Source organism: Endozoicomonas sp. (genome assembly GCF_965196975.1).
Classification (GTDB): domain Bacteria; phylum Pseudomonadota; class Gammaproteobacteria; order Pseudomonadales; family Endozoicomonadaceae; genus Endozoicomonas.
Genome location: NZ_OZ239981.1, coordinates 2,151,458 through 2,173,435, shown reverse-complemented (window position 1 = coordinate 2,173,435; position 21,978 = coordinate 2,151,458). Strand labels below are relative to the sequence as shown.

The following is a 21,978-nucleotide window of genomic DNA, read 5'->3' as shown; positions in this document are numbered from 1 at the left end:
GGTAGGGTTAGTCAAAGGGCCGTGTATTTCCTGATGGTTGTCTGGCTTTCTTTTTCCAGGCAGACAATGCTAAGCATCACACAGGCTCAAAATAACAAAGACCGGTTTGACTAAGATTTTGCCCTTCAATTCGCAGCAGCCTGCCGGGCGTGCGGGCAGGGGAATGAATGGCGCCCACCGGGTAAAAGTACACGTCACCGGGCTTCAAGGTGTAGGTTCTGAGTTTTGCTACTTTCCCAGGTTCTTCCCCTTCAGCCTCGGAAACCATGGCCCAGTCCGTCATTTCCGTCTCTCCGGCAACCTGCCCATAGATGGCCCAGCTCGCACCGTGGTGATGGGGTGAAGACTCCTTGTAAGCCTGATTAATATGGCCGCAGATGCAAAAGCCATACATCGGGTCTTCATAAAGAATTTTTTTACCGTCCCAGTCACCCTTACCAAAGCAGTCATCCAGAAACAGAGGGTCTGTGATTACGGATTTCATCAGAGAAGAGAGTGTATTGCCAATGTCCTCAGGAAGCGCGCTTACGGTAAATAGGGTTTGGCAGTTTTGAGCAAACTGAAGAAAAGGGGACCGTGTTTTTGTGGCCATTGTCATCACCATACAGGTCAGCTGGAAGTACGGAACGTATGAATGTTTATAAACATGTAGCTATTGTTGTGAGGAGGCAGAGCTTCAACGCATATCATGTCAGAAAGCAGAGAAAATATCCCTGATACCGGGTGCTAATGAGTGTCTCGTTAGCACCGTATCAACGCCTTTGATATCAAGAGTGACTGGCTGAACGGGTCTACAACGTCAAAACGTCGGTTGCAGCTCACAGGTTTCGCCATCTTCCGGAACCAGCACGTAATCCAGAATGCCCTGTGCTGCGATAAACGACCTGAGTTCCGATCGTGTTAATGCCGCATGATTGACCGCCTCCATATGGGTGGCAATAATTGTCGCAGAGGGCAGTGCCTTGTGAGCATTCAAAACATCGTGCTTACCCATAATGATGGAACCTAAACCGGGCACCTGTGCGTCGCCGACATTCAAGACAATCACCTCTGGACGGTGTTGCTCAATCGCGTCAACAACGAACCGGTTCCATACGGTGTCGCCAGCAAAGTAAACGGTCTTCTCCTTCGGGTGTGAGAAAACGATGCCACACACCTCACCGAGCACATCGCCCAGCAGGGACGTGGTGTGATCAGAACCGTGTTGTCCCAATGTTTTTGATAACTGAATGTCGCCGCACGGTGTGTGATTTCCCAGAACGTGAACATTGGTGAAACCAGCGTCGTGCAGCTGCTTCTCATCATCGTCACCCTGAACAAACACCTTAATGTCTTTGGGAATGCGTTGGATTGCCGCTTCATCCCAGTGATCGGGGTGGGTGTGGGTCACGATAACGGCATCCACATCCAGTAGGGTTTCGATGCTCAACGGCAGGTCGACCGTCGGCCAGCTCAGGTGATCATTCAGGGTTCCCGTAAACCCAGGGTAGGCCTCTTTATCCGCCAGCACCGGGTCAATCAAAAAGCGTTTGTCAGCGTACTCAAGAATGGCGGTTGCATTGCGAACCTGAGTGAATTTCATGGCTTGGCTCCCGTAGTACTTAGTAATGGTCGTATTATTGAGAAGCCGCAGACAGAGGGATACGCAGGGAAATGACAATATTCAGGGGAATTGAGCCAAACTGAGGGAATCCATATACTCCGGCTCATCCACATCAGGGCGGCAGCAGGTTGAGTAATGCGTTCCCCATCCGGTATGAATTCCAGATTACCCGAAGTAGCACTCGTTGTTTTTGATCAATTCAGCCCTTTTCATCTTTCAGTGCCTTCACTGATTTTCAGTGATGATTTTCTGGACAGGCCCCGTTTCACGGTCAGGCTGGTGGCAGGGGAATCCGGGCCCATAACGTCTGACATAGGTATGTACATTAAGCCTCATGCCGGGTTGGAAGGACTGGAGAAGGCGGATGTGATTATTGTTCCTTACTGGCGTAGCCCTGATGAAGTACCAGGCCCTGAGTTACTGGCTGCCTTGGCTCAGGCTCATCAACGGGGTGCTACGCTGATCGGGCTGTGCCTGGGAGGCTACGTTCTGGCTTATTCCGGTGTGCTCGATGGCAGGCAGGCGGCGATGCACTGGGAGTTTGAGGATGACTTTGCGGCCCGTTTTCCGGCCATACGTCTGGAAAGCAATGCCCTGTATATCGAAGATCATGGCGTCATCACCTCGGCTGGTGTCGCTGCCAACATCGACTGTTGTCTGCATCTTTTTCAGACCTATTACGGCACCAAAGCCGCCAATGCCGTTGCCCGGCGTATGGTGATCTCACCGTATCGGGAAGGAGGGCGAACTCAGGTGGTTGAAAAATCACTGCCGGAAACCACCGCTGATGCGCGTATCAATAACCTGCTGGAGCAGATGAGACAACGGCTGTCGGATAAACATCGGGTGGATGCACTGGCCAGTTCGGTCATGATGACCCGTCGCACTTTTACCCGCAAATTCCAGCAGGCAACCGGTATGCCCGTTAGCCAGTGGCTGACTTCAGAACGGCTGAATCGGGCACGGGAACTGCTTGAATCAACCCGTCTGTCGGTGGACAGCATTGCAGAAGAAACGGGGTTTGCGTCAGAGGCAGCGCTTCGTGAGCAGTTTAAGAAACACTATGACCTGACGCCGCTGGGATGGAGGAAAAGGAATGGGAAAGGTTGAAAAGCGCCGTTAATGAAGGCGCCTGACCTGATCGGCCCTGACAGCAAGGTGAGTATTGAATCGTCCGGCAACCCTGCTCAAAAGAACCTGTGAAAGTGGGGCAGTAGGCTCGAAAATCGACGCTGTGTTGCCTGATTCTGGAGCGAGCCGGACAGCATCGATTCAAAATAAACCACTGCCTGATGACGGACTACACACCAAACCAGACAACATAGTCCACTGCTGAACCCAGAAGCACCGTGAAAAATACCAATCCGAAACGTACCTGCATAAGACACCTTTTATGATTGTTGTATTTGTCATTTGACAGTTAATACATGTATCACTTTCGGTGGGTGATGACCAGATCTCATCAACCGACACTGCTTAGTCATTAAGAATGGATGCGACCGTTTGGCGAAAAGTAGCCTTAAAAATAGGCTAAACAGAGTGTTTTACCCCTTTGATGGTATACAACAGCGGGGTAGGCTGCTCCTGGTGTAAAAAGTAAAACTGTCCCGGTTCTCGTTCAATCAACCCGTCGAAGCAATTGTAGGGGCTGTAGGGGTACTCATTAAGCTGGGTGATGTGCATACCGGCCTTGATCAACGCATTCACCACATCGCTGATGGGGTGCCCCCAGGTGGCTAATGTCTGTTTTTCACCAGTATCATTTTCCGTATAAGTGCCTTCTTCAATAACATCGGGCTCCGACTGGTGAAAGTAGGAATACCCGGCAAACACATCATACACCGGGTGGAACTCCGCCAGGTAAAACAGCCCGCCCGGCTTCAAGCTGCTGGCAATGGTGGCAGCCCATCGATCAAGGTCGGGCAGCCAGCAGAGCACACCGTAGGAAGTGAACACAATATCGTATTGCTCCCGGGAGGTTTCACCAAACTGGTACAGGTCTGAACAGATAAAGCGGGCATCAATGCCAACCGTTTCAGCCAGCTGCCTGGCCTGATCAATGGCGGTTGGCGACAAATCGACACCGGTTACTTCGGCACCCAGCCTTGCCCAGGAGAGCGTATCCAGGCCAAAGTGACACTGCAGGTGCAGCAGGGATTTGCCAGAGACATCCCCCAGGTCATTAAGCTCAATGCTTTGCAGGGAAGATTACCCCAGCAGAAAACCCTCAACATCATAGAAACGGGAGCTGAAGTGAATCTCTGCTCGTTTATTCCATGACGCTCGGTTAATGGTCAGATAATCCATCATGATTTCAGTACTGTGAATCAAACGTCGATAACTGATCCTGATGATAATGGCAGCCAGTTCATCTACCTAATCCTTTCAGCAGATGGGCGGCCCGGTAGGTACTGACCACTCACGAAAACGCCCACGAACTAAAATTCGATAAATTCAAATTTGTTCCCAAAAAGCGGTAAACATTTTCTAAATTCAGGTTGCGCTAAATCCAAGGTCTGCGTATTGAGGTTGGGGTGAAATTGCACAAACTCACTGTCACCCACGGAGTTATGCAATAGTAGCGTTACTGCGTTCTCATGATCGTTAAGCAGGCCAAAAGGCGATACTGAGCCCGGTGATAGGCCAAGAATTGTTGTCAGATTCTCTTCATTGGCAAATTTTAACTTCTCTCCCAGCATGAGACCCAGTTCTTTAAGGTTCACAGCCACATTTGCTGGAGCAACCACCAGGTAAAACCGTCTTGATTTTTGATCTTTCAAGAACAGGTTTTTGACTTCGATGCCTTTTGCACCAATATGCTCTGCTTTGGCTTCATCGCAGGTAAAGACCGCTTTATGCTCAAATAATTCGAAATGGATACCCTGTTCAATCAGATAACTTTTGACATCTACGGTTTGAAGCTTGTCTGAACACATAAGCAACGCTCATTGGAAAACCATGACAAAGTGTCGGGTACTTGTAGGACGTTCGGAGTGGGCCTCTTCAAACGAATTAACCGGTCACTCAGAAAACCGGTTTAACCGCAGTGCAGATCGCCACTTTATGGAATGCATCAGTATAAGCAGGAATTCGGTGTTTACTCATGAATGTTGTTCAGTCATGTAAAACAAGCGATGGCAATAACCGCCGCTTCAGATAACCGTTTCTTTATGCAGAATGGCGGCCCGGCATCGGGGATACTGTGTGCAACCCCAGAACCGGGTACCGGCTCGTGTGCCCTTTCTGGCGGTGCGCAATGCCATTGCGCTGCCGCATTTGGGGCAGGGTTTTTCAGCCGCTTTCTTCTGCTTAATCGCCTGAACGTGTCGGATATGCGCCCGGTGATTTTTCAGCGTGGGTGCCAGTCGTCCGGACTGAATACGCTCAATCACCTCTGCAACCTCACGGTCCGAAAATAAGGGTTCGGTTTTTGATCTGATATACCGGATCAGGCCACCCGCATAGGTCACGTTCTCCGGCATCGGGGTTTTAAAGGTACTGTCACCCACAAAGACCACCACCGGGAACAGTTTGCTGTCGTCCATGTTCAGGCAGGAAGACAGTGTTTTGGTGTGTTTATAGTTCTGGTGCAGTGGGTTCTGAAAACGAGCGGTGTGTTTAAAAATTTTCTGGGTCCACTGCTTCTGATGCTCAGAGCCAAAAATCCAGCCCTTCATATTTTTCGTCTCCACCACAAAAATACCATAGCGGGAGACAATAATATGGTCAATCTGGGTGGAGCCATCCTCCGTGGGCAGGGTGACATTATTCATCAAATGGTAATGCTTTTTATCCAGCATCAGCTTGATGGCAGTATTCACCATAAACTCACCCAATACCCCCTTAAACCAGGGTGATTTGGCAATGCCGATAACAAACAGCAGCGGGATAAGCCATAAAAGCATGGTCACTGCATTACTGATAATAGGGGAGAAGTCCAAGGTTGGATTCCAGTGTTGAGGTAGGTGACGGAGTCTTTAAATGGTAATGAAAACCAGTTTGGTGCTTATGTGCTTTACTCTTCCTGTAACGCCAAGTTCAGCCGCGCCGCCGACGGCGGCGTCGGGTGGAGGGGCGCAGCCCCGGAACGAACTGGAACTTTTTGTTAAGTGCCTGATGTTTGCAGTAGGTAAATTACATAACCTGCTGCTAATGAACTTGTAGCTGCAACCAACCATGAAAGTATTGTAGGCCAAAACCTTTCAAAAAATGTAGGCTCGACCTTTTGTAAATAGATAGCAGTATTAGGAATGAATTTACTATGGATCAAAAGTAATAAATTTAGAAGAGTAAAGACAACTAAAACAAAACCAGCCCTTTCATACCATTTTTCGGTGAAGGTTCAGAAGAGTTGATGGCTATTAACTAAGCTGAAGTCTGCTACTATGCCAGTCTTTTGTTCTGTACTGCTATGGCTTTTATTGAAGTTATCTGTATTCACTGTCGTAAATCTGATGATATTGTCAGAAATGGAAAGGCCAGATCAGGGCTCCAAAGGTTCCTATGCCGAAGTTGCAACAAGACCTTTCAGCTGCATTATCTCTACAACGCTAACCAACCAGGTATACATGAAAGGATTGTCCGGCTAACCCATAATGGCTCTGGTGTCAGAGACATTGAGCGATACCTCAATATTAGCCGAACCACTGTCATCGCCCACTTAAAAGACTATCGCCGCCAGCAGTAACAGAGTTTCCATTCGAGAATGCGAAGGTTAAGTTGATCTGCGAAATGGATGAACAGTGGTCATTCGTGGGCAGTAAGAAAAATCAACGCTGGCTCTGGTATGCCTGGGAGCCACGCTTCAAGCGGATAATTGCCCATGCATTTGGTCGCCGAACGGATGCGACACTGAAAAAGCTACTGAAATTGCTGGCCCCCTATCGATTTGAGTTTTTCTGTACGGATGACTGGGCATCCTATGCGAAGCAGTTACCAGAGAAAAAGCATATTATTGGTAAGCATTTTACTCAGCGTATAGAGAGGCAGAACCTGAATTTCAGGACACGTCTGAAGAGGTTGGCTCGACGATCTATTTGCTTTTCAAGATCAGAAGAAGTTCACGATAAAGTAATCGGAGAATTTATCTACCGAGAGCACTATCAACTCTTCTGAACCTCCACCCATTTTTCTATACCTGGAGTTACGATGAGCATGGTTATAAATATGAAACTATTGAGGTTAAGACCATGCTTTTTATATGTTGTTATGAAAGTATTTTGTTTTGGCTTTAGAAGTTGATCTATTGATTCCGCTTTACCTAAAACCCAAGATTCATTTATTCCAGAGACCCTTACTTCATTGGTACCACTCGAAGATAGTTCAACTACTACTAGGGTGCTCTCTCAATTTGATAACTGACTCATAGGTTAGCTTCAACCTTTCCAGTCATGAACTCAGACCAAAGTTGTTCCCAGCGCCCCTTACTCTGGATCAGTGCTCTTGTTGTCAAAAGCACTTCCGCTCCTGTTGCTTTCCACCTCATTCCAGAACCACATAATCGTTGCTTTACCAGAGTCTTACAAGCCGCTTCAGTAACTCCTGAACCTATTGGCCAATGGCGTTTAAGCGCCTGATGATAATTCATTAACTGGTGATTGTTTGTAAAATAGCTCACAGCTTTGTAGCGCTTCTCTGTCAGTGCGATTGTCTTTTTCGGGAGCTCGGCTGATTCAATTTCCTGAAGGATTTTTTTGGCTGCTCCACGCTTGTTTTTCAAACTATGTAGCCTGTCTTCAAGCCACTGGTGTCGCTTCGCCTTACTGGTTGGAAACAGTGCTTCCGCTGCTCCAGCTAAATATTCAGATGCATGATAAAAATCGAGTATCTGCCCAGAGGTATGTTGTTTCAAATAACTCCAGTTTTCTCTAGCCCCGTCAGCTACCCCGATGTATGTGGCATTTGGGTAGAGTCGTTTTAGATCTGCAATCTCCTCGTCGAGCTTGCTCATAAAGCTTTGTTTACCATACTCTGGCGAACTGGCTGTATATATCGTGTGGAGCCTGTCTCCATCTGCAGAATATAGGCTCAATGTCCCACACATGGCTTCCCTCCAGCCTTCTTCACAAAGCAGCATGCAGGTTCCATCCAGACCAATGGCTATTGTTTCAACAGGCTCTTTTAGTGGAGGAAGGTGGTAGTGAGTGTCTTGCTGGTCTTCAATTAATGCACCTACTCTGTCCGATAAATGCTTGATATAAGAATTTGAAAGCGTCCTTTGATGGTTGGTCTCAAAATCTTCTTTTACCGCAGGCGCTGGCATCTGGCTGTATTTCCAGGCGATAGACTTGGCAAATTTGGGGGTAGCTGAACCAATAATACCGGCACGAAGATCAAGTGCTGCCAGAGTACTGCCACCTCTGACACCCTGATATACGGAGCGCTCCAAAGGTATACGACCGTATAAGGTTTCATAGTGCTTAAGAACCTTTCCTTTGTAGTTCCACTTCTGCTGATTAACGACGATAGGTTCTTTATTGGGTGATTCAAATAGCCCCAATAACTCTTTTGTTCCAAGCTGCCCGGCTTCATTGAGTGCACGCTGTAAACTATCTTCAAGATTCAGCATGTTGCCTGAATCTATAGAAACTTCAATTTGCAAAACGATGCTTTTGGTAGAGCTGGAAATAACAGAAGCGGGCATGACAGTTAACTATTATGAGTGGTGTTCCCATAGTAGCTGTGAAAATAGAGCACTATTGTTTCAATCATTCAGAGAGAGCACCCTACTACTACACGATTGATTCCATAAGCTTCCGGCTCTTGAATTACAACTTTTAAATAGTTTATTTTTTCAAGACCTTCAAAATTTTCTAAGAAATCATCTGCATATTTCGTAACTTCACTTCCTCTAAGACTGTAAGTTACAATCGCTTTTCCATCTGTAAAGTCTTTTTTGATGAAATCTATAAGTTGAATAACATCAGATCTAAATAGTCTGAGTGAGCCTAGCTCAATACTCTTATTATGAATCTGCTCTGGAGTACTTTCGTTGTTTGAAGGGTTTTGTTCGTTTTTATTTATATTATGTGGAAATGCATCAAATGTTCCTGCTGTCCCGATAGTAGACTCCCAGTCGCCTTTGAAATGACCTGAATCAGTTAAATAACCTTTTACAGTAACATTTCCTTGTATTAAACCATCAACTTCTTGTGCTGGTGTACATACCATTACAATTTCATCATTAACAGTTCCTTCATAGGTATAAACGTAAACACCCATGACATTATCGTTAATTCTAACCGTACCAGAGATATTATTCCCTTCTTGTGAAAGATCGAAAAATAGATTTCCAGTATTTGTTCCATAGAGCCTTCCAGCCCATCTGTTAGCTAATTTTTGCATAATATCTCTAAAGTTTGGTGGCACTTAACATTGTATTAAAACTCAAATGAGTAATATTGAATATTTGGGCGCAATTAACTCATTCGAGTGATATTGGATATTTGGGCGTAATTATCTCATTCGAGTGATATTGGATATTTGGGCGCAATTATCTCATTCGAGTAATATTGGATATTTAGGCGTAATTAACTCAAAAGAGTAATAGTGGTTATATTTGGGCAGTGCGCTGAGAAGAAGTACATTATCCATAGCTTCCATCTTATGCTCCGCTAGACTCAACCCATAGAGGCATAACAAGCCTGTTTATAAAAAAGCACGCTACCGCCCGTCGATTTTTTGCAGTTCAAAAAATAACCGCAAACAGCAGGGTTCTTAGTAGCTGATTGTCATCGCTGAATTGTCATGTAATCACTCAAAGCGGCATGATTGTACGATAGTCTAATTAAAGACAAAAGTCGTTTATTGGTGGTTGTGTGAATAGTTATTTGATAACGGGGAATAGAAGAGTGGAGAAAGAGAGGGTAGCTGGTTACCTCTCTGAACTTGATCTGTTTTAAGAAGACTTTACAGTGACTCAGAGTCAGGAAGAAAGCGTTTGCTCTGTGTCTCTGTGGTTAACAAAAAAACTGCCCACTCATCGCCATGGCCATACGAATCCCCGCTTCATAAACCTTATGCACTTGACCAAACAGCTTCAGCTGCCGTTCCGCAATAGCCTGGGGAATGACCACCCGCACCTGGGAGTAGTGATGCCCGTTTTTATCAGAAAATGAACTCATGAAAATTCATGGTCGATGCCTTTCCAATAAAAAATGAACTATTTCTGCTTCTTGGTAACTAAGTGTCAGATGTAACTCATTATTACCCGTTCAATACCTTCAGGCGGTCTGTTTTGCCGTTGCTGGGCCGGCTGACTGGTAAGCGTAAAAGGGAGGCGTTGCTATGGGACCTCAAAGCTTGGATCACTCCGGATCCCCGGACGTCAGAAGCTTTTTTTCAAGAATGCGGGCGTGTTTTTCCACTCTGACCTGTGGTTGTTTTGGCCGAAGCGTGCGCTCTTATCAAATGCCTGATGCAAATTTAAATAATTCGGCTTCATCAACATCAGGTATGCCAGCAAATTACTTTGATCGCACGGTTACTCTGGGTGGTAAAGAGATACGAATCCAACAAAACCCAATCTATCGAACATTTTCCCAAGTCCCTGCAATACCTTGCAGACAACCATTAACCCCTCCAATACCTGAACGGCAACCATTAACAACCGCTAATGTTCCAGAAGATTTTTATTACGGTAGGACTGCCCATCCAGTATTATTGATGCAAGAGACCTTTATTGATACTCCCCTGGGCATGGAAGGGGATACTCCTTCTGGTCCGCTATCGCCGGGAAGTACTTGGCAAGCTCAACACCGTTGTCGTCCTGAAGGCCTGATAATCAGACAAAGGAGTTTTCCTGATCAATTCGTGGGTGCCTGCTCTCTTGACTCATGGGGGCAATCAACTCCAATGACTTCAGTGTCAAGTTCAGTCCCTCCCAGAAGACTGCCATTCATACAACGGGGCCCAGTGGCTCACTCGGCCGGCTCTAGAAGTCATCCTACGTCACCGACACAGCAATTATTTATTAATACTGACTTCCACGAGTCACATTCAAGCTGCCCGACAACGCCAGACATCAGATCGCCCTTCCAGGCAGGCTTCGATAATGCAGTCCTGGCATTTCAACAGGCAAACCCCGACTCTGTGTATTCTCTGGTCTCGTCGCCTTCTCACGTTGAGCTGGATGAATCATTCTCAAATCCAGAGCACATGCGATTGTACTCTTTTGACAGAGATAAAATGATTGGTACTGGGACTTTCTGTGCTGAAGCTGGTGGGGTGATCTCAGGAGTATATATTCCTGAGAACTTTTCATGTGCGTTTAAACCTGTTGGAAAAAGCAAAACTGGCCAAAATGAGATAACTCTTTTGGGCGAGCTCATGCATCCCAATATAGCCAACATGTTTAGCCCCTATTTTGATAAGCAAAGTGGCAAACAGTATGTTGTGATGGAAGATGGTGGTAAAAACCTGAAGGTAATGATGGAGGAGCGTGGCGGCGGACTGGATCCTGAAGACATCAAAATGATCTTGCCACAGCAACTGGTTGTTGTGGACTATTTGTATCATGAAAAAGGCATTATCCATGGAGATCTCAAACTGGATAATATGCTTTATAGGGATGGGCGGCTGAAAGCGTGTGATTTTGGTCTTGCAAGACGGGTTGGGGAAGCTCCAGCTGTGTTTGTCCTGGTTCCTTCTTATGTACCTCCAGAGACGATGAATTTTGAAAACGGTAAACCCAGTTATAACATCAGTGCTGAAAATGTTGATATATGGTCGATTGGTTGCACTCTGGCAGAACTGGTAACCGGCCAGAAGCTATTTCCTCTCGATGAGGTGGAACTTAATGCGATCGCCAAGAAAGCTTATATAACCCTTAGTGGCATGAAATCACAGATTGATCAGGCCGCTGAAGCAATAAAAAGTGCTTTGGGGGATGACATCAGTGAACTCTTTATTGACATGATGCAGCTTGATCCAGGGTACCGAATTACGCCTTCAGAAGCTTTGCAGCGCCCCTGTATTATCAGACTGAAAAGCAAGGTCCCAAAACCACTGGACTCTCCATTCTTTGTTAACGGTATGCCGCAGGAAATCCCTTTGGTTAATCAATATTGACAGTATCTGCAGTTTCACTGTACTGATTTACCAGTGGCCGGCGATTCGTCAGACTCCGAAAGTATGTTGCCAATGGCTGACCATGAACTGCAACCGGCCGTGATCCCGCCCCGGGTTCGTTATCTCAGCACGGTAGTAGAAGTGGCAACACCGAAAACGGGGCAGAGTGATAAAGACACGCCCCAGTTTACCTTTGATTACCCAGACCCCGAAACCAAATCAACCATTTTTTATTCAGAACTTCAGCACGCTGAATCCGAAGATCACATCGACGAAGGTAATGCCGCTTAGGGCGTATTGCAAAAGGCAAAGGTCGTATATCAGAGGTGTGAATGGTTACCGGGGGAGTTGGGGAAAAGGGGGCGGGAGCCCAATAGGGCTGATCGGTACCCGCCTGAATTTAATGCATCTTCTGGAAGAGTTCTTACCACTTTATCAAGAACACAGAGTCAGGAAGAAAAGCGTTTCCTCTGTGTTTTTGCGCCTTTGCAGTTAATTAATAGAAACTAGCCACTCATCGCCATCGCCTTACGAATGCCCGCTTCATAAGCCTCATGCACCTGACCAAACAGCTTCAGCTGCCGTTCGGCAATATCCTGGGGAATGGTCACCAGTTCACTGGCAATACGCTGATGAATCCGCTGATGTTCCTCTTCACTGAGCAGGTTATAGAGGGCCAGCACCTGGGAAAAGTAGTCATCATCCTGCCGATGGTTCCAATGGTCATCCGCTCCTTCCAGAGCCAGTGGTGGCTCGGCGGTTTCAGGGGATTCCTGGAACAGCCCAAAGCTATTGGGCTCATAGGTGATGCTGTCGCCACTGTTGCTGTCCACCCTCATGGCGCCGTCACGGTGGTAGTTGTGGAAGGGGCATTTGGGCGCATTCACCGGAATCTGGTGATGGTTTACCCCAAGACGATAGCGATGGGCATCACCATAGGAGAACAGTCGACCCTGCAACATTTTGTCCGGAGAGAAGCTGATGCCGGGCACCACACTGGCTGGGTTCATGGCCACCTGTTCAACCTCGTTAAAGTAGTTGTCCGGGTTGCGGTTCAGTTCAAAGTAGCCCACATCCATCAGGGGGGCATCGTTATGGCGCCAGACCTTGGTCAGGTCAAACGGATTGTAGGGCAGTTGTCTGGCCTGCTCTTCGGTCAGTACCTGGATCTGCATGGTCCAGCGGGGGTGTTCACCCCGTTCAATGGCGTTGAACAAGTCCCGTTGACTGGATTCACGGTCCATACCCACCAGTTTCATGGCGTCATCGTCCATCAGGTTCTCAATGCCTTGCTCGCAGCGGAAATGGAACTTCACCCAGTGTCGTTCATTATTGCGGTTGATCAGGCTGAAGGTATGGCTGCCAAAACCGTGCATATGGCGATAGGAGTGGGGCAGGCCCCGGTCACTGTAATCAATAGTGATCTGGTGCAGGGATTCAGGGAGATGGGAGAAGAAGTCCCACTTATGGGCGTTACTGCGCATATTGTCCCGTGGATCCCGTTTGACCACATGGTTCAGGTCGGGGAATTTCAATGGATCCCGCAGATAGAAGACCGGGGTGTTATTGCCCACCAGGTCCCAGTTTCCCTCGTCGGTGTAGTACTTCATGGCAAAGCCACGGATATCCCGTTCGGCATCCGCCGCACCGCGCTCACCGGCCACCGTTGAAAAGCGGATAAACATCGGGGTTTCCTTACCCACTTCCGAGAAGATAGCGGCTTTGCTGTATTTCGTGATGTCGTGAGTTACGGTAAAGGTGCCATGGGCACCGGAACCCTTGGCATGCATTCGCCGTTCCGGAATCACTTCCCTGGCAAAGTGAGCAAGCTTTTCCAGGTACCACACGTCTTCCAGCATCATCGGTCCCCGGGGACCGGCGGTTTTGACGTTATTGTTATCAGCAACCGGGGCTCCTGATACAGAAGTCAGGCGACGTTTGGACATACTGGTATCCTCATGACCAGAAACAGAAAGTGCAGCCTGTGACGTATGTTCAGGCTGCTGTCATAAGGTATAAGTGGAGATTGGCAATCCTGCAAAGTGGGAGGTTGCGGAGATCACAGATTTAAAAGTGTGAACCACGAAGAGCACAAAGGCCACAAAGTTGATAAGACTACGCTTTCCTCTTTGTACTTTGTGATCTCTTGGGTTGAAAATAAAATAAATGTTTGAATTGGAAAAATCATATTGTCTTAAGTCAGTTTTTTGAATGCGAAATTTTTTATGATGACTGAATGCGGAAAAACTAGTATTTGAGATTTTTAATGGGATGAAGGTATTGGGTTCCAGTTTTTATCGCATTTAAAACTTGTGCAAAAAGATAGTTTGACTAGTCTTTACAAGATAAAAATATTCAAGGCTTATTGAATCGAGGGTCTTTTTATATTGGCTAACTGTTTTTTGAATTTCATCCTGATAGTTAACGAAACATGATTGATGCCAAGTTAATAAATGTTTAGGAGTAAAATATGAGGGTGCTCTCTCTGAATGATTGAAACAATAGTGCTCTATTTTCACAGCTACTATGGGAACACCACTCATAATAGTTAACTGTCATGCCCGCTTCTGTTATTTCCAGCTCTACCAAAAGCATCGTTTTGCAAATTGAAGTTTCTATAGATTCAGGCAACATGCTGAATCTTGAAGATAGTTTACAGCGTGCACTCAATGAAGCCGGGCAGCTTGGAACAAAAGAGTTATTGGGGCTATTTGAATCACCCAATAAAGAACCTATCGTCGTTAATCAGCAGAAGTGGAACTACAAAGGAAAGGTTCTTAAGCACTATGAAACCTTATACGGTCGTATACCTTTGGAGCGCTCCGTATATCAGGGTGTCAGAGGTGGCAGTACTCTGGCAGCACTTGATCTTCGTGCCGGTATTATTGGTTCAGCTACCCCCAAATTTGCCAAGTCTATCGCCTGGAAATACAGCCAGATGCCAGCGCCTGCGGTAAAAGAAGATTTTGAGACCAACCATCAAAGGACGCTTTCAAATTCTTATATCAAGCATTTATCGGACAGAGTAGGTGCATTAATTGAAGACCAGCAAGACACTCACTACCACCTTCCTCCACTAAAAGAGCCTGTTGAAACAATAGCCATTGGTCTGGATGGAACCTGCATGCTGCTTTGTGAAGAAGGCTGGAGGGAAGCCATGTGTGGGACATTGAGCCTATATTCTGCAGATGGAGACAGGCTCCACACGATATATACAGCCAGTTCGCCAGAGTATGGTAAACAAAGCTTTATGAGCAAGCTCGACGAGGAGATTGCAGATCTAAAACGACTCTACCCAAATGCCACATACATCGGGGTAGCTGACGGGGCTAGAGAAAACTGGAGTTATTTGAAACAACATACCTCTGGGCAGATACTCGATTTTTATCATGCATCTGAATATTTAGCTGGAGCAGCGGAAGCACTGTTTCCAACCAGTAAGGCGAAGCGACACCAGTGGCTTGAAGACAGGCTACATAGTTTGAAAAACAAGCGTGGAGCAGCCAAAAAAATCCTTCAGGAAATTGAATCAGCCGAGCTCCCGAAAAAGACAATCGCACTGACAGAGAAGCGCTACAAAGCTGTGAGCTATTTTACAAACAATCACCAGTTAATGAATTATCATCAGGCGCTTAAACGCCATTGGCCAATAGGTTCAGGAGTTACTGAAGCGGCTTGTAAGACTCTGGTAAAGCAACGATTATGTGGTTCTGGAATGAGGTGGAAAGCAACAGGAGCGGAAGTGCTTTTGACAACAAGAGCACTGATCCAGAGTAAGGGGCGCTGGGAACAACTTTGGTCTGAGTTCATGACTGGAAAGGTTGAAGCTAACCTATGAGTCAGTTATCAAATTGAGAGAGCACCCAAATATGAACCCAATATTATTGTCTTATAATAGTATAGTTCGTAATACTGATCTTTATAATTCGCATCATAATGAAGTAAAGGCGGCCAAGATCGCCATGGCTAAGTTTGAAATGAATTTTCTTATAAAATGTGATCCAGCTCTTAAATTAGAAGACCAACAACGGTTATTAGAAAGACTGATCGATGAAAGCGATGGATATTGCAGGCCTCTGCTGAGAGAGCCTGAAAACGCTATTCATGAGGGCGAGTCTGTTGAACCTCCTGTAATGAACGCTGTTTGCAAAGTGCTTCTGAGTCTCTCTTTGGCTGGTTCGATGCTTTTAGAGACCGCAGCCAGAAATGGTGCTTCTGACACTCTTCATGACATGGCCAATAGGGGAGAGGATTCTTTTGATGTGACTGGACGTACTTTTATCGATGAGGAAGTCGAAAGTTCTGGTAATGAAAGTGAGGTCGATTAAATCGGCACATTTATTGCTACTCTGTGATCGATGTTTAAAATATCGCTTGAAATTAATTTTTTCTAAATACGTTACGGTTGAATTCTTCTAGGTATTTTATGATCAATGCAGTTAACAGGCAGTAATTAAACAACAGAGGTTGCACAGTCCACAAAGTTATTTAAAGAAATAGCTCTTTACTGTGTGTGCTTTACAATCTCTGTAGCTAATGAAAACAATTAATCAGCTTTGAAATCCTTTAAATAATCTTTCGGTGGTGGTGTCCAGCCCCGCTCAGACCTGGTGTGTCGGTCGGCCCGATCTTTTTTCATGGAATCCCGCATCAATCCTTCCAGTTTGATAAACAGGTCGCGGTAGTGATCCCCAAAGCTGCGTGATTCATCTTCTGCCCGCCAGCTTTCATAAAGTTTCAGACAGTTGCTGTTATCCACCTCAACAAAGTTCTGGCGCATCTGCTCCGCGTGGAATGGGTGAAAGCCCAGGGCTTCCAGTGCATGGGTGCCCATGTTCAGGGCGGAGTGGTAGGTTTCACTGACGATCAGATCAGCACCCGCATCCCTTAGTTCGTATTTATGGGCACGATCAAATGAGCGCACCAGCACCTTGATATGGGGGTGGTTCTGCTTCACATGTTCAACCAGCTCCAGCGCTCGGGCTCGGTCATCAATGGCAATAATCATCAGGCTGGCTTCATGAATACCAGCGGTGTGTAACAGGTCCGGGCGGCTGGCGTCGCCATAAAAGCTTTTGATATTCAGGCTGCGCATTACATCCACTTGTGCAGCGGAATGGTCGAGCACAACGGTCGGTATGTTATTGGCAACCAGCAGGCGATTTACGATCTGACCAACGCGACCAATGCCAGTAATAATGACTGGGCCTTGCTGGTCAATGGTATCGGGCTCCCGGTCATCGCTGCTTTTCTGGTATCGGGGCTGAATGACCTTTTCAAACAGGATAAACAGGGCAGGGGTCAGGAACATGGACAGTGCGACCACCATGGAAAGCATCTGTGCCAGGTCGTGTGGGATGACGTGTTCGGCAACGGTATAGCTCAGCAGTACAAACCCAAACTCACCGGCCTGGGCCAGACTCAGGGTAAACAGCCAACGGTCGCTATGATGCACGCGGAACAGGATGGCCAGGCCAAAGAGCACCAGTGCCTTGGTGAGCATCAGCCCCAGTGTCAGGCTTACAATGGTGATCAGGCTGCTGGAGAGAATCTCAAAATTGATGCCGGCGCCCACGGTGATAAAAAACAGGCCGAGCAAGAGGCCTTTAAATGGCTCGATATCCGCCTCCAGCTCATGGCGGAACTCGCTGTTGGCCAGAACCACACCGGCAAGGAAGGTTCCCAGCGCTGGAGAAAGACCAATCAGTCCCATGAGAGCCGCGATACCAATCACCAACATAAGAGCGGTGGCTGTGAAGACTTCTCTCAGCCCGGAATCAGCAACATAGCGAAACAGAGCTCGGCTCAGAAAGTGCCCTGCAGCAACCAGAGCGCCGATGGTGCCAAGAATCACCAGCCCTGTTGCCCAGGCGGGAAGATGGGCGACAATGCTCAGCTCTTCATGGTGTTCTGCTGCCGCTGAGAGTTTTGATGCGGCTTCCTGCAGCTCTGGCAATGCCAGCAGTGGAATAAAGGCCAGCATGGGGATGACGGCAATGTCCTGAAACAGCAGAACCGAAAAGGCACTCTTGCCGCCTTCGGTTTTAGACAGGCCTTTTTCATTAAACGTCTGCAGTACAATTGCCGTAGACGACAATGAGAAGATCAGACCAACGGCCAGTGCTACGGTCCACTGCAGGCCAAAGGCCAGGGCAACCCCTGTTACAACTGCTGCTGTCAGGGTTACCTGAAGACCGCCCAGACCAAGCAGTTTATGGCGCATCGACCAGAGTGCCTGGGGTTGTAATTCCAGCCCGACCAGAAAGAGCATCATGACCACGCCAAACTCTGCAAAATGCTGAATGGTGGTGGTTTCCTGTCCGACAAGCCCGGTCAATGGTCCAATGATCACGCCCGCAATCAGGTAGCCCAGTACCGAACCCAAACCCAGCCGTTTGGCGAGTGGTACCAGCAGGACTGCGGCACAAAGATAGATAAATGCCTGGATGAAGTATGCAGTCATGGTCAGTCCTTGAGAATCGATTCGAGTGGTTCGGCCAGGGTATTCAGGCCACGAACTTTGTTGACATCCACCCGGTTATCGATCAGCGCCTGAAGCAGATGCTGCCAGCGGCCAATATGCTGTTCAATCCGGTTTTCTTCCGCTGCCGTACGAGCGCTGAAGAGTGCAAAGGGTGGCAGGTAGTGCATGCCGGTCAAGTTAGCCGTCTGTTCAAGAGGCTGTAACAGTTCTCGGATGGTGAAGTGATTATAGCCTTCGGCCTGATACGCTTTTTCTGGCCCTCCGGCGGTGAGGGCGCATAAAAATACTTTGTCTTTTAATGCCACACCGTCACGGCCATAGGCAAAGCCGTATTCCAGTACCAGGTCTTGCCACTCTTTCAAAATAGCCGGTGTGGAGTACCAGTAAAGAGGAAACATAAAGACGATCACATCATGCTCCAGCAGACGCTGTTGCTCTTTCTCGATATTGATGCGCAGGGTTGGGTATTCTCGATAAAGATCCACCACGGTGACCTGCTCATAACCCTGGCTGGCCTTAAACAGCGGAAGATTAACTTCCGAACGGTGCTGGGATGGATGGGCAAACAGTATCAGTACTCGCTGCTGGTGGCTGGCCATGGCGATGGTTTTTCTCCTTGTTGTTGCTCTTGGCTGGCAATTGACAACAGTTGCCAGCCATGGCGCTAATGGTGGTTGATTGGGGTAGCTGGTGCAAGGGGGGACTGATGTAAACCACGAAGGTCACAAGGTTCGCAACGAAAGGTTAAACGGTTTATGAATGAAATGGTGTGATCTTCGCGGCTCAATAAGGGCAGACTACATTTAGTCAGGCCAGTGCCAGCTGGGAGTATCGAGAATACCCTGACCTTTGATTTCCGTTTGCCCAAGGTGCTTTTCCAGTTCGATCCAATGGCACTGCTCATGTTTGTTCAGAGCGTTTATTAATCGATTGGCATGGGATATTACCCAGATCTGGGAGTTTCTTGACGCGTGCACAATTAACCGGGCCAATGCGGGCAGTAAATCCGGGTGCAGGCTGGTTTCAGGCTCGTTCAGTACCATCAGGGCGGGTGGTCTTGGTGTCAGCAACGCGGCAATCCAGAGAATAAAACGCAGGGTACCATCGGACAGTTCAGCGCCCGTCAGTGGTCTCAGTAAGCCTTTCTGGCAAAACTCCAGTGAAAAACGGCTGTCTTCGGTGGTAACCACACGAAGCCGGCAGCCTGGGAATGCATCCTCTATGGCGGTGTCCAGTGCCTTGCGGTCACCGATTTCAATGATGGTCTGCAAAGCGGCGGCCAAATCTCGGCCATCGTGGTGTAACACTGGTGTCCGGGTGCCCAACTGGGGCTTTCTTGCCGGGGCCTCGGCATCGGTTCGGAAGTGGTCGTAAAACCGCCAGCTGCGAATCATTTCCCGCACATGAAAGACTTCTGCGGCACTGGATGGGTCAGCATGTGCATCAAACAGGCTATCGAAGTTGGGAATATGCTGTGTAACCACTTCCCATTGTCGATCATGGCGGATTTTGACCATGTTGCCCTTGCGCTCCACCAGTGCGGTGGCTGGTCGATAGGCTGGGCCACTGAAAATGCATTCGTGTTTGATTTCCGGGTCAAAGGTAAACGCTGACTGTTGGGGAGTGGGCAAGCCCAGGGAGATGGTGTAACCAAAGCTCTCACTGGCAAAGCCCAGCTTGAGTCGCACCACATTTTTCCGCTGTGTTCCCTGGATATCGACATCACCCCGCTTCATGGCATCGGTAAGCTCTTCCGGCCCAGCCCAGTAGGTGGAGTGCAGTCCACCTTCTTCAGCGAGTGAGTTGACGACGCCACCAGAGGCGGTTTTGGCCAGTAGTCGCAAGGCCTTGTAGAGATTGGATTTACCGCTGCCATTGGCTCCCGTAATCAGGTTCAGTGAACCCAGTGGCAAAGTCAGTGACATGATGGAGCGATAGTTTGCTATGGATAGGGTTGTCAGCATGGGCATTCGATGGTTTCTTATAGGCCGAAGCCATTCCGTTGATGTGTTGTCCGGATGATGCTGTCAGCTTAGTCTTTGTGTTTTGTAACGACGCTGTCTTTCAAATTATAAAGTGCGTTGTCTGGTCATCACTATATACCTTTTAAAGGCTGTTGAAAGTCACCTGGTATCGGCCATTGGCTTCCAGTTTGTATGACTTAAGTCGTAAACGTTCATGGACGGTTTTGTGGTAGATTGACGCAAAACAAGGGCAGTAAAGGACAAAATAAGCGTTTGAATTTGCCAGGGAGGCCGTATGCGGTTTAATCGAATCGGTGGTGAGCTTAATTCATATATCAGCCCAATCTATAAGGCCAGGGAAAAGGCTTACTATCAAGACTATTCCGTATCCAGCTTTATCTCTTTACCTTCCCCACCAAATTATGCGCGACAGTGCGAACTTTCTAACGGTTCTTGTCAGCGCGCTTTGTCAGACATGAAAATTCACCAGACTGATGATGGGTATGCTGGTTTGGATCAAACGCAGTACAGCCCTGAAACCCGATGGGTGAAAGAACGTGTTATTGGCCGGGGTGGGTTTGGCCAGGTCTGGAAAGTGGTTGATGCGATGGACAGCAGCCGGGAGTTGGCGTTCAAGGTGGCTTTACAAGACGTGGATCAGGTTAAACAAGAGTGCCAGATTATGCACTTGATCGGAGCGCATCCAAATATTGTCAACTGTTACGGTATGACGGAGATTGACGGTCAATCAGGCATGTTATTGGATTATATCCCCGGAGCCGATTTGTCGACGGTAATGGATACACTGATCGAGCAATACCATTCTGGAAAGATAACGCATTCAAGATTCTGGGGAACGATCCAGCATCTCATTAGAGACGTGGTTGATGTGCTTCGTCATCTGGAAACGCAAGGGTATTGCCACCAGGACATAAAACCGAAAAACATCCGAATATCCAGCAAAGATCTGAAGGCATTCGTTCTTGATTTTGGCAGTCTTGACAAAATAGGGGAGCAACAACGTGTTGGCTCAGAGTTCTATACCTCACCGGAATTCTATACCTCAGGAGGAACATCAACGATTTCCGATAAGGTGGATTGTTACAGTATCGGACAAATTCTGTATTCTATTTTTTCCAACGTTACCAACCCGAGAGGTGATGATCTTTTCACCGCCGGTGCAGAGTATGGAGACATTACCCTGTCATCAAGGATGGCGCTTATGTGGCGGCTAAAACAATCGATGCAAAAGTACCAGGCTTCGGATCAAGCAACGGGAGAGTGGCAGACAGCGCTTAAACCCGTAGATTTCCATGCAGTCGACCTGAAGTTAAATGAACCTGATCTTTTTGATGCGCTGCTTGAGGCAAAGTATTCCACGCCCGGAAATGAAGCGATGCCCCTGGATATCATGATTGAAGCGGTTGATGCAGACCTAAAAGAACTGAGAACCAGATTCCTGAGTGGCTTTCATGGCGCTGGTGGTGCAACGTCAGTTGTCGACTTTATTAACCGAAACCTTCATCCTTCATCGGATGGTCGATTGAATGCCTCAAGTGCACTGAAGCATGACTTCCTTACTGACATCATGTGTGATGATGCTTCGATAAAAAAAGTATTGAAAGCGGCCCTGGTGAAAATTGAAACCGAGAAGGGTAATGAAGAATAGCCTTTCTTTCGAACGTCGGTCTGGCTGACTCTTGCTTCAATGCTGATTACGGACTCTTTTAAATTGAACCGTTGTTTTAATATTTGTCGATAATTGCTGCAAACTGCATATCTTAAGATTCATTACGATTGGCAAGGCCGGAAAATACCACAATCCTCCTCAAATCAAGAACTGGATCTTGCTTTATGAA

Annotated in this window: 20 protein-coding genes; 8 read left to right on the top strand and 12 right to left on the bottom strand. The window is 47.4% G+C overall.

What is annotated here, in order from left to right; all coding sequences use genetic code 11:
* Window positions 1–76: 76 nt before the first annotated feature.
* Window positions 77–592, bottom strand: coding sequence for a hypothetical protein (locus ACOCLE_RS09700; protein WP_419536532.1), 516 nt, complete (start codon window positions 590–592; stop codon window positions 77–79).
* A gap of 207 nt (window positions 593–799) precedes the next feature.
* Entirely contained in the window at window positions 800–1,582 is a 783-nt protein-coding gene (locus ACOCLE_RS09695) for an MBL fold metallo-hydrolase (protein ID WP_419536531.1), read from the bottom strand.
* A 156-nt stretch (window positions 1,583–1,738) separates the two neighbouring features.
* On the opposite strand from ACOCLE_RS09695, the gene ACOCLE_RS09690 reads away from it, so the two are divergent.
* Window positions 1,739–2,713, top strand: a complete 975-nt coding sequence (locus ACOCLE_RS09690) for a GlxA family transcriptional regulator (protein WP_419536530.1) — start codon at window positions 1,739–1,741, stop codon at window positions 2,711–2,713.
* Window positions 2,714–3,133: 420 nt separating this feature from the next.
* On the opposite strand, the gene ACOCLE_RS09685 is transcribed toward ACOCLE_RS09690, so the two are convergent.
* The 3 genes from ACOCLE_RS09685 to ACOCLE_RS09675 all read right to left on the bottom strand — a co-directional run bounded on the left by ACOCLE_RS09685 (window position 3,134) and on the right by ACOCLE_RS09675 (window position 5,544).
* Window positions 3,134–3,706 (bottom strand): class I SAM-dependent methyltransferase, encoded by a 573-nt coding sequence (locus ACOCLE_RS09685; protein WP_419537189.1) that lies wholly within the window; start codon window positions 3,704–3,706, stop codon window positions 3,134–3,136.
* 335 nt (window positions 3,707–4,041) lie between these two features.
* Window positions 4,042–4,539: a YbaK/EbsC family protein gene (locus tag ACOCLE_RS09680; protein WP_419536529.1), complete on the bottom strand. Its 498-nt coding sequence runs from the start codon at window positions 4,537–4,539 to the stop codon at window positions 4,042–4,044.
* A gap of 216 nt (window positions 4,540–4,755) precedes the next feature.
* A complete protein-coding gene (locus tag ACOCLE_RS09675; protein WP_419536528.1) occupies window positions 4,756–5,544 on the bottom strand; it encodes an NERD domain-containing protein in 789 nt (262 codons plus the stop codon).
* A 40-nt stretch (window positions 5,545–5,584) separates the two neighbouring features.
* Between ACOCLE_RS09675 and ACOCLE_RS09670 the strand changes: the two genes are divergently transcribed.
* Window positions 5,585–5,767 carry a hypothetical protein gene (locus tag ACOCLE_RS09670; protein ID WP_419536527.1) on the top strand — a complete coding sequence of 61 codons (183 nt, stop codon included), beginning with the start codon at window positions 5,585–5,587 and terminating at the stop codon, window positions 5,765–5,767.
* Between the two features lie 247 nt (window positions 5,768–6,014).
* Window positions 6,015–6,718 (top strand): IS1 family transposase gene (locus tag ACOCLE_RS09665; RefSeq protein WP_419533548.1). Its coding sequence is split into 2 segments (ribosomal slippage): window positions 6,015–6,255 and window positions 6,255–6,718, totalling 705 coding nucleotides; the frame shifts between segments, so codons are not numbered across the junction.
* A gap of 247 nt (window positions 6,719–6,965) precedes the next feature.
* Here ACOCLE_RS09665 and ACOCLE_RS09660 read toward each other — a convergent pair.
* The 3 genes from ACOCLE_RS09660 to ACOCLE_RS09650 form a co-directional block, all read right to left on the bottom strand.
* Window positions 6,966–8,246 carry an ISKra4 family transposase gene (locus ACOCLE_RS09660; protein ID WP_419532972.1) on the bottom strand — a complete coding sequence of 427 codons (1,281 nt, stop codon included), beginning with the start codon at window positions 8,244–8,246 and terminating at the stop codon, window positions 6,966–6,968.
* 68 nt (window positions 8,247–8,314) lie between these two features.
* Window positions 8,315–8,971: a hypothetical protein gene (locus tag ACOCLE_RS09655; protein ID WP_419536526.1), complete on the bottom strand. Its 657-nt coding sequence runs from the start codon at window positions 8,969–8,971 to the stop codon at window positions 8,315–8,317.
* Between the two features lie 590 nt (window positions 8,972–9,561).
* Window positions 9,562–9,726 carry a hypothetical protein gene (locus ACOCLE_RS09650; protein ID WP_419536525.1) on the bottom strand — a complete coding sequence of 55 codons (165 nt, stop codon included), beginning with the start codon at window positions 9,724–9,726 and terminating at the stop codon, window positions 9,562–9,564.
* A gap of 163 nt (window positions 9,727–9,889) precedes the next feature.
* Between ACOCLE_RS09650 and ACOCLE_RS09645 the strand changes: the two genes are divergently transcribed.
* Both ACOCLE_RS09645 and ACOCLE_RS09640 read left to right on the top strand, forming a co-directional pair.
* Complete coding sequence (locus ACOCLE_RS09645; protein ID WP_419536524.1) at window positions 9,890–11,671, top strand: protein kinase domain-containing protein; 1,782 nt, start codon at window positions 9,890–9,892, stop codon at window positions 11,669–11,671.
* A 72-nt stretch (window positions 11,672–11,743) separates the two neighbouring features.
* Complete coding sequence (locus ACOCLE_RS09640) at window positions 11,744–11,962, top strand: hypothetical protein (protein WP_419536523.1); 219 nt, start codon at window positions 11,744–11,746, stop codon at window positions 11,960–11,962.
* 215 nt (window positions 11,963–12,177) lie between these two features.
* Here ACOCLE_RS09640 and ACOCLE_RS09635 read toward each other — a convergent pair whose 3' ends face one another.
* Window positions 12,178–13,617 (bottom strand): catalase, encoded by a 1,440-nt coding sequence (locus ACOCLE_RS09635; RefSeq protein WP_419536522.1) that lies wholly within the window; start codon window positions 13,615–13,617, stop codon window positions 12,178–12,180.
* A 611-nt stretch (window positions 13,618–14,228) separates the two neighbouring features.
* Between ACOCLE_RS09635 and ACOCLE_RS09630 the strand changes: the two genes are divergently transcribed.
* Window positions 14,229–15,509, top strand: coding sequence for an ISKra4 family transposase (locus tag ACOCLE_RS09630; RefSeq protein WP_419532972.1), 1,281 nt, complete (start codon window positions 14,229–14,231; stop codon window positions 15,507–15,509).
* Between the two features lie 31 nt (window positions 15,510–15,540).
* Window positions 15,541–15,999 (top strand): hypothetical protein, encoded by a 459-nt coding sequence (locus tag ACOCLE_RS09625; RefSeq protein WP_419536521.1) that lies wholly within the window; start codon window positions 15,541–15,543, stop codon window positions 15,997–15,999.
* Window positions 16,000–16,217: 218 nt separating this feature from the next.
* Here ACOCLE_RS09625 and ACOCLE_RS09620 read toward each other — a convergent pair whose 3' ends face one another.
* From ACOCLE_RS09620 to ACOCLE_RS09610, 3 genes are all read right to left on the bottom strand, one after another.
* On the bottom strand, window positions 16,218–18,134 hold the full coding sequence (locus ACOCLE_RS09620; protein WP_419536520.1) for a monovalent cation:proton antiporter-2 (CPA2) family protein: 1,917 nt from the start codon (window positions 18,132–18,134) through the stop codon (window positions 16,218–16,220).
* 2 nt (window positions 18,135–18,136) lie between these two features.
* Window positions 18,137–18,754, bottom strand: a complete 618-nt coding sequence (locus ACOCLE_RS09615; protein ID WP_419536519.1) for an NAD(P)H-dependent oxidoreductase — start codon at window positions 18,752–18,754, stop codon at window positions 18,137–18,139.
* Between the two features lie 204 nt (window positions 18,755–18,958).
* A complete protein-coding gene (locus tag ACOCLE_RS09610) occupies window positions 18,959–20,119 on the bottom strand; it encodes an AAA family ATPase (RefSeq protein ID WP_419537188.1) in 1,161 nt (386 codons plus the stop codon).
* Window positions 20,120–20,414: 295 nt separating this feature from the next.
* Here ACOCLE_RS09610 and ACOCLE_RS09605 point away from each other — a divergent pair, with 295 nt between their 5' ends.
* Window positions 20,415–21,788, top strand: a complete 1,374-nt coding sequence (locus ACOCLE_RS09605; RefSeq protein ID WP_419536518.1) for a protein kinase domain-containing protein — start codon at window positions 20,415–20,417, stop codon at window positions 21,786–21,788.
* The last annotated feature ends 190 nt before the right edge of the window (window positions 21,789–21,978 follow it).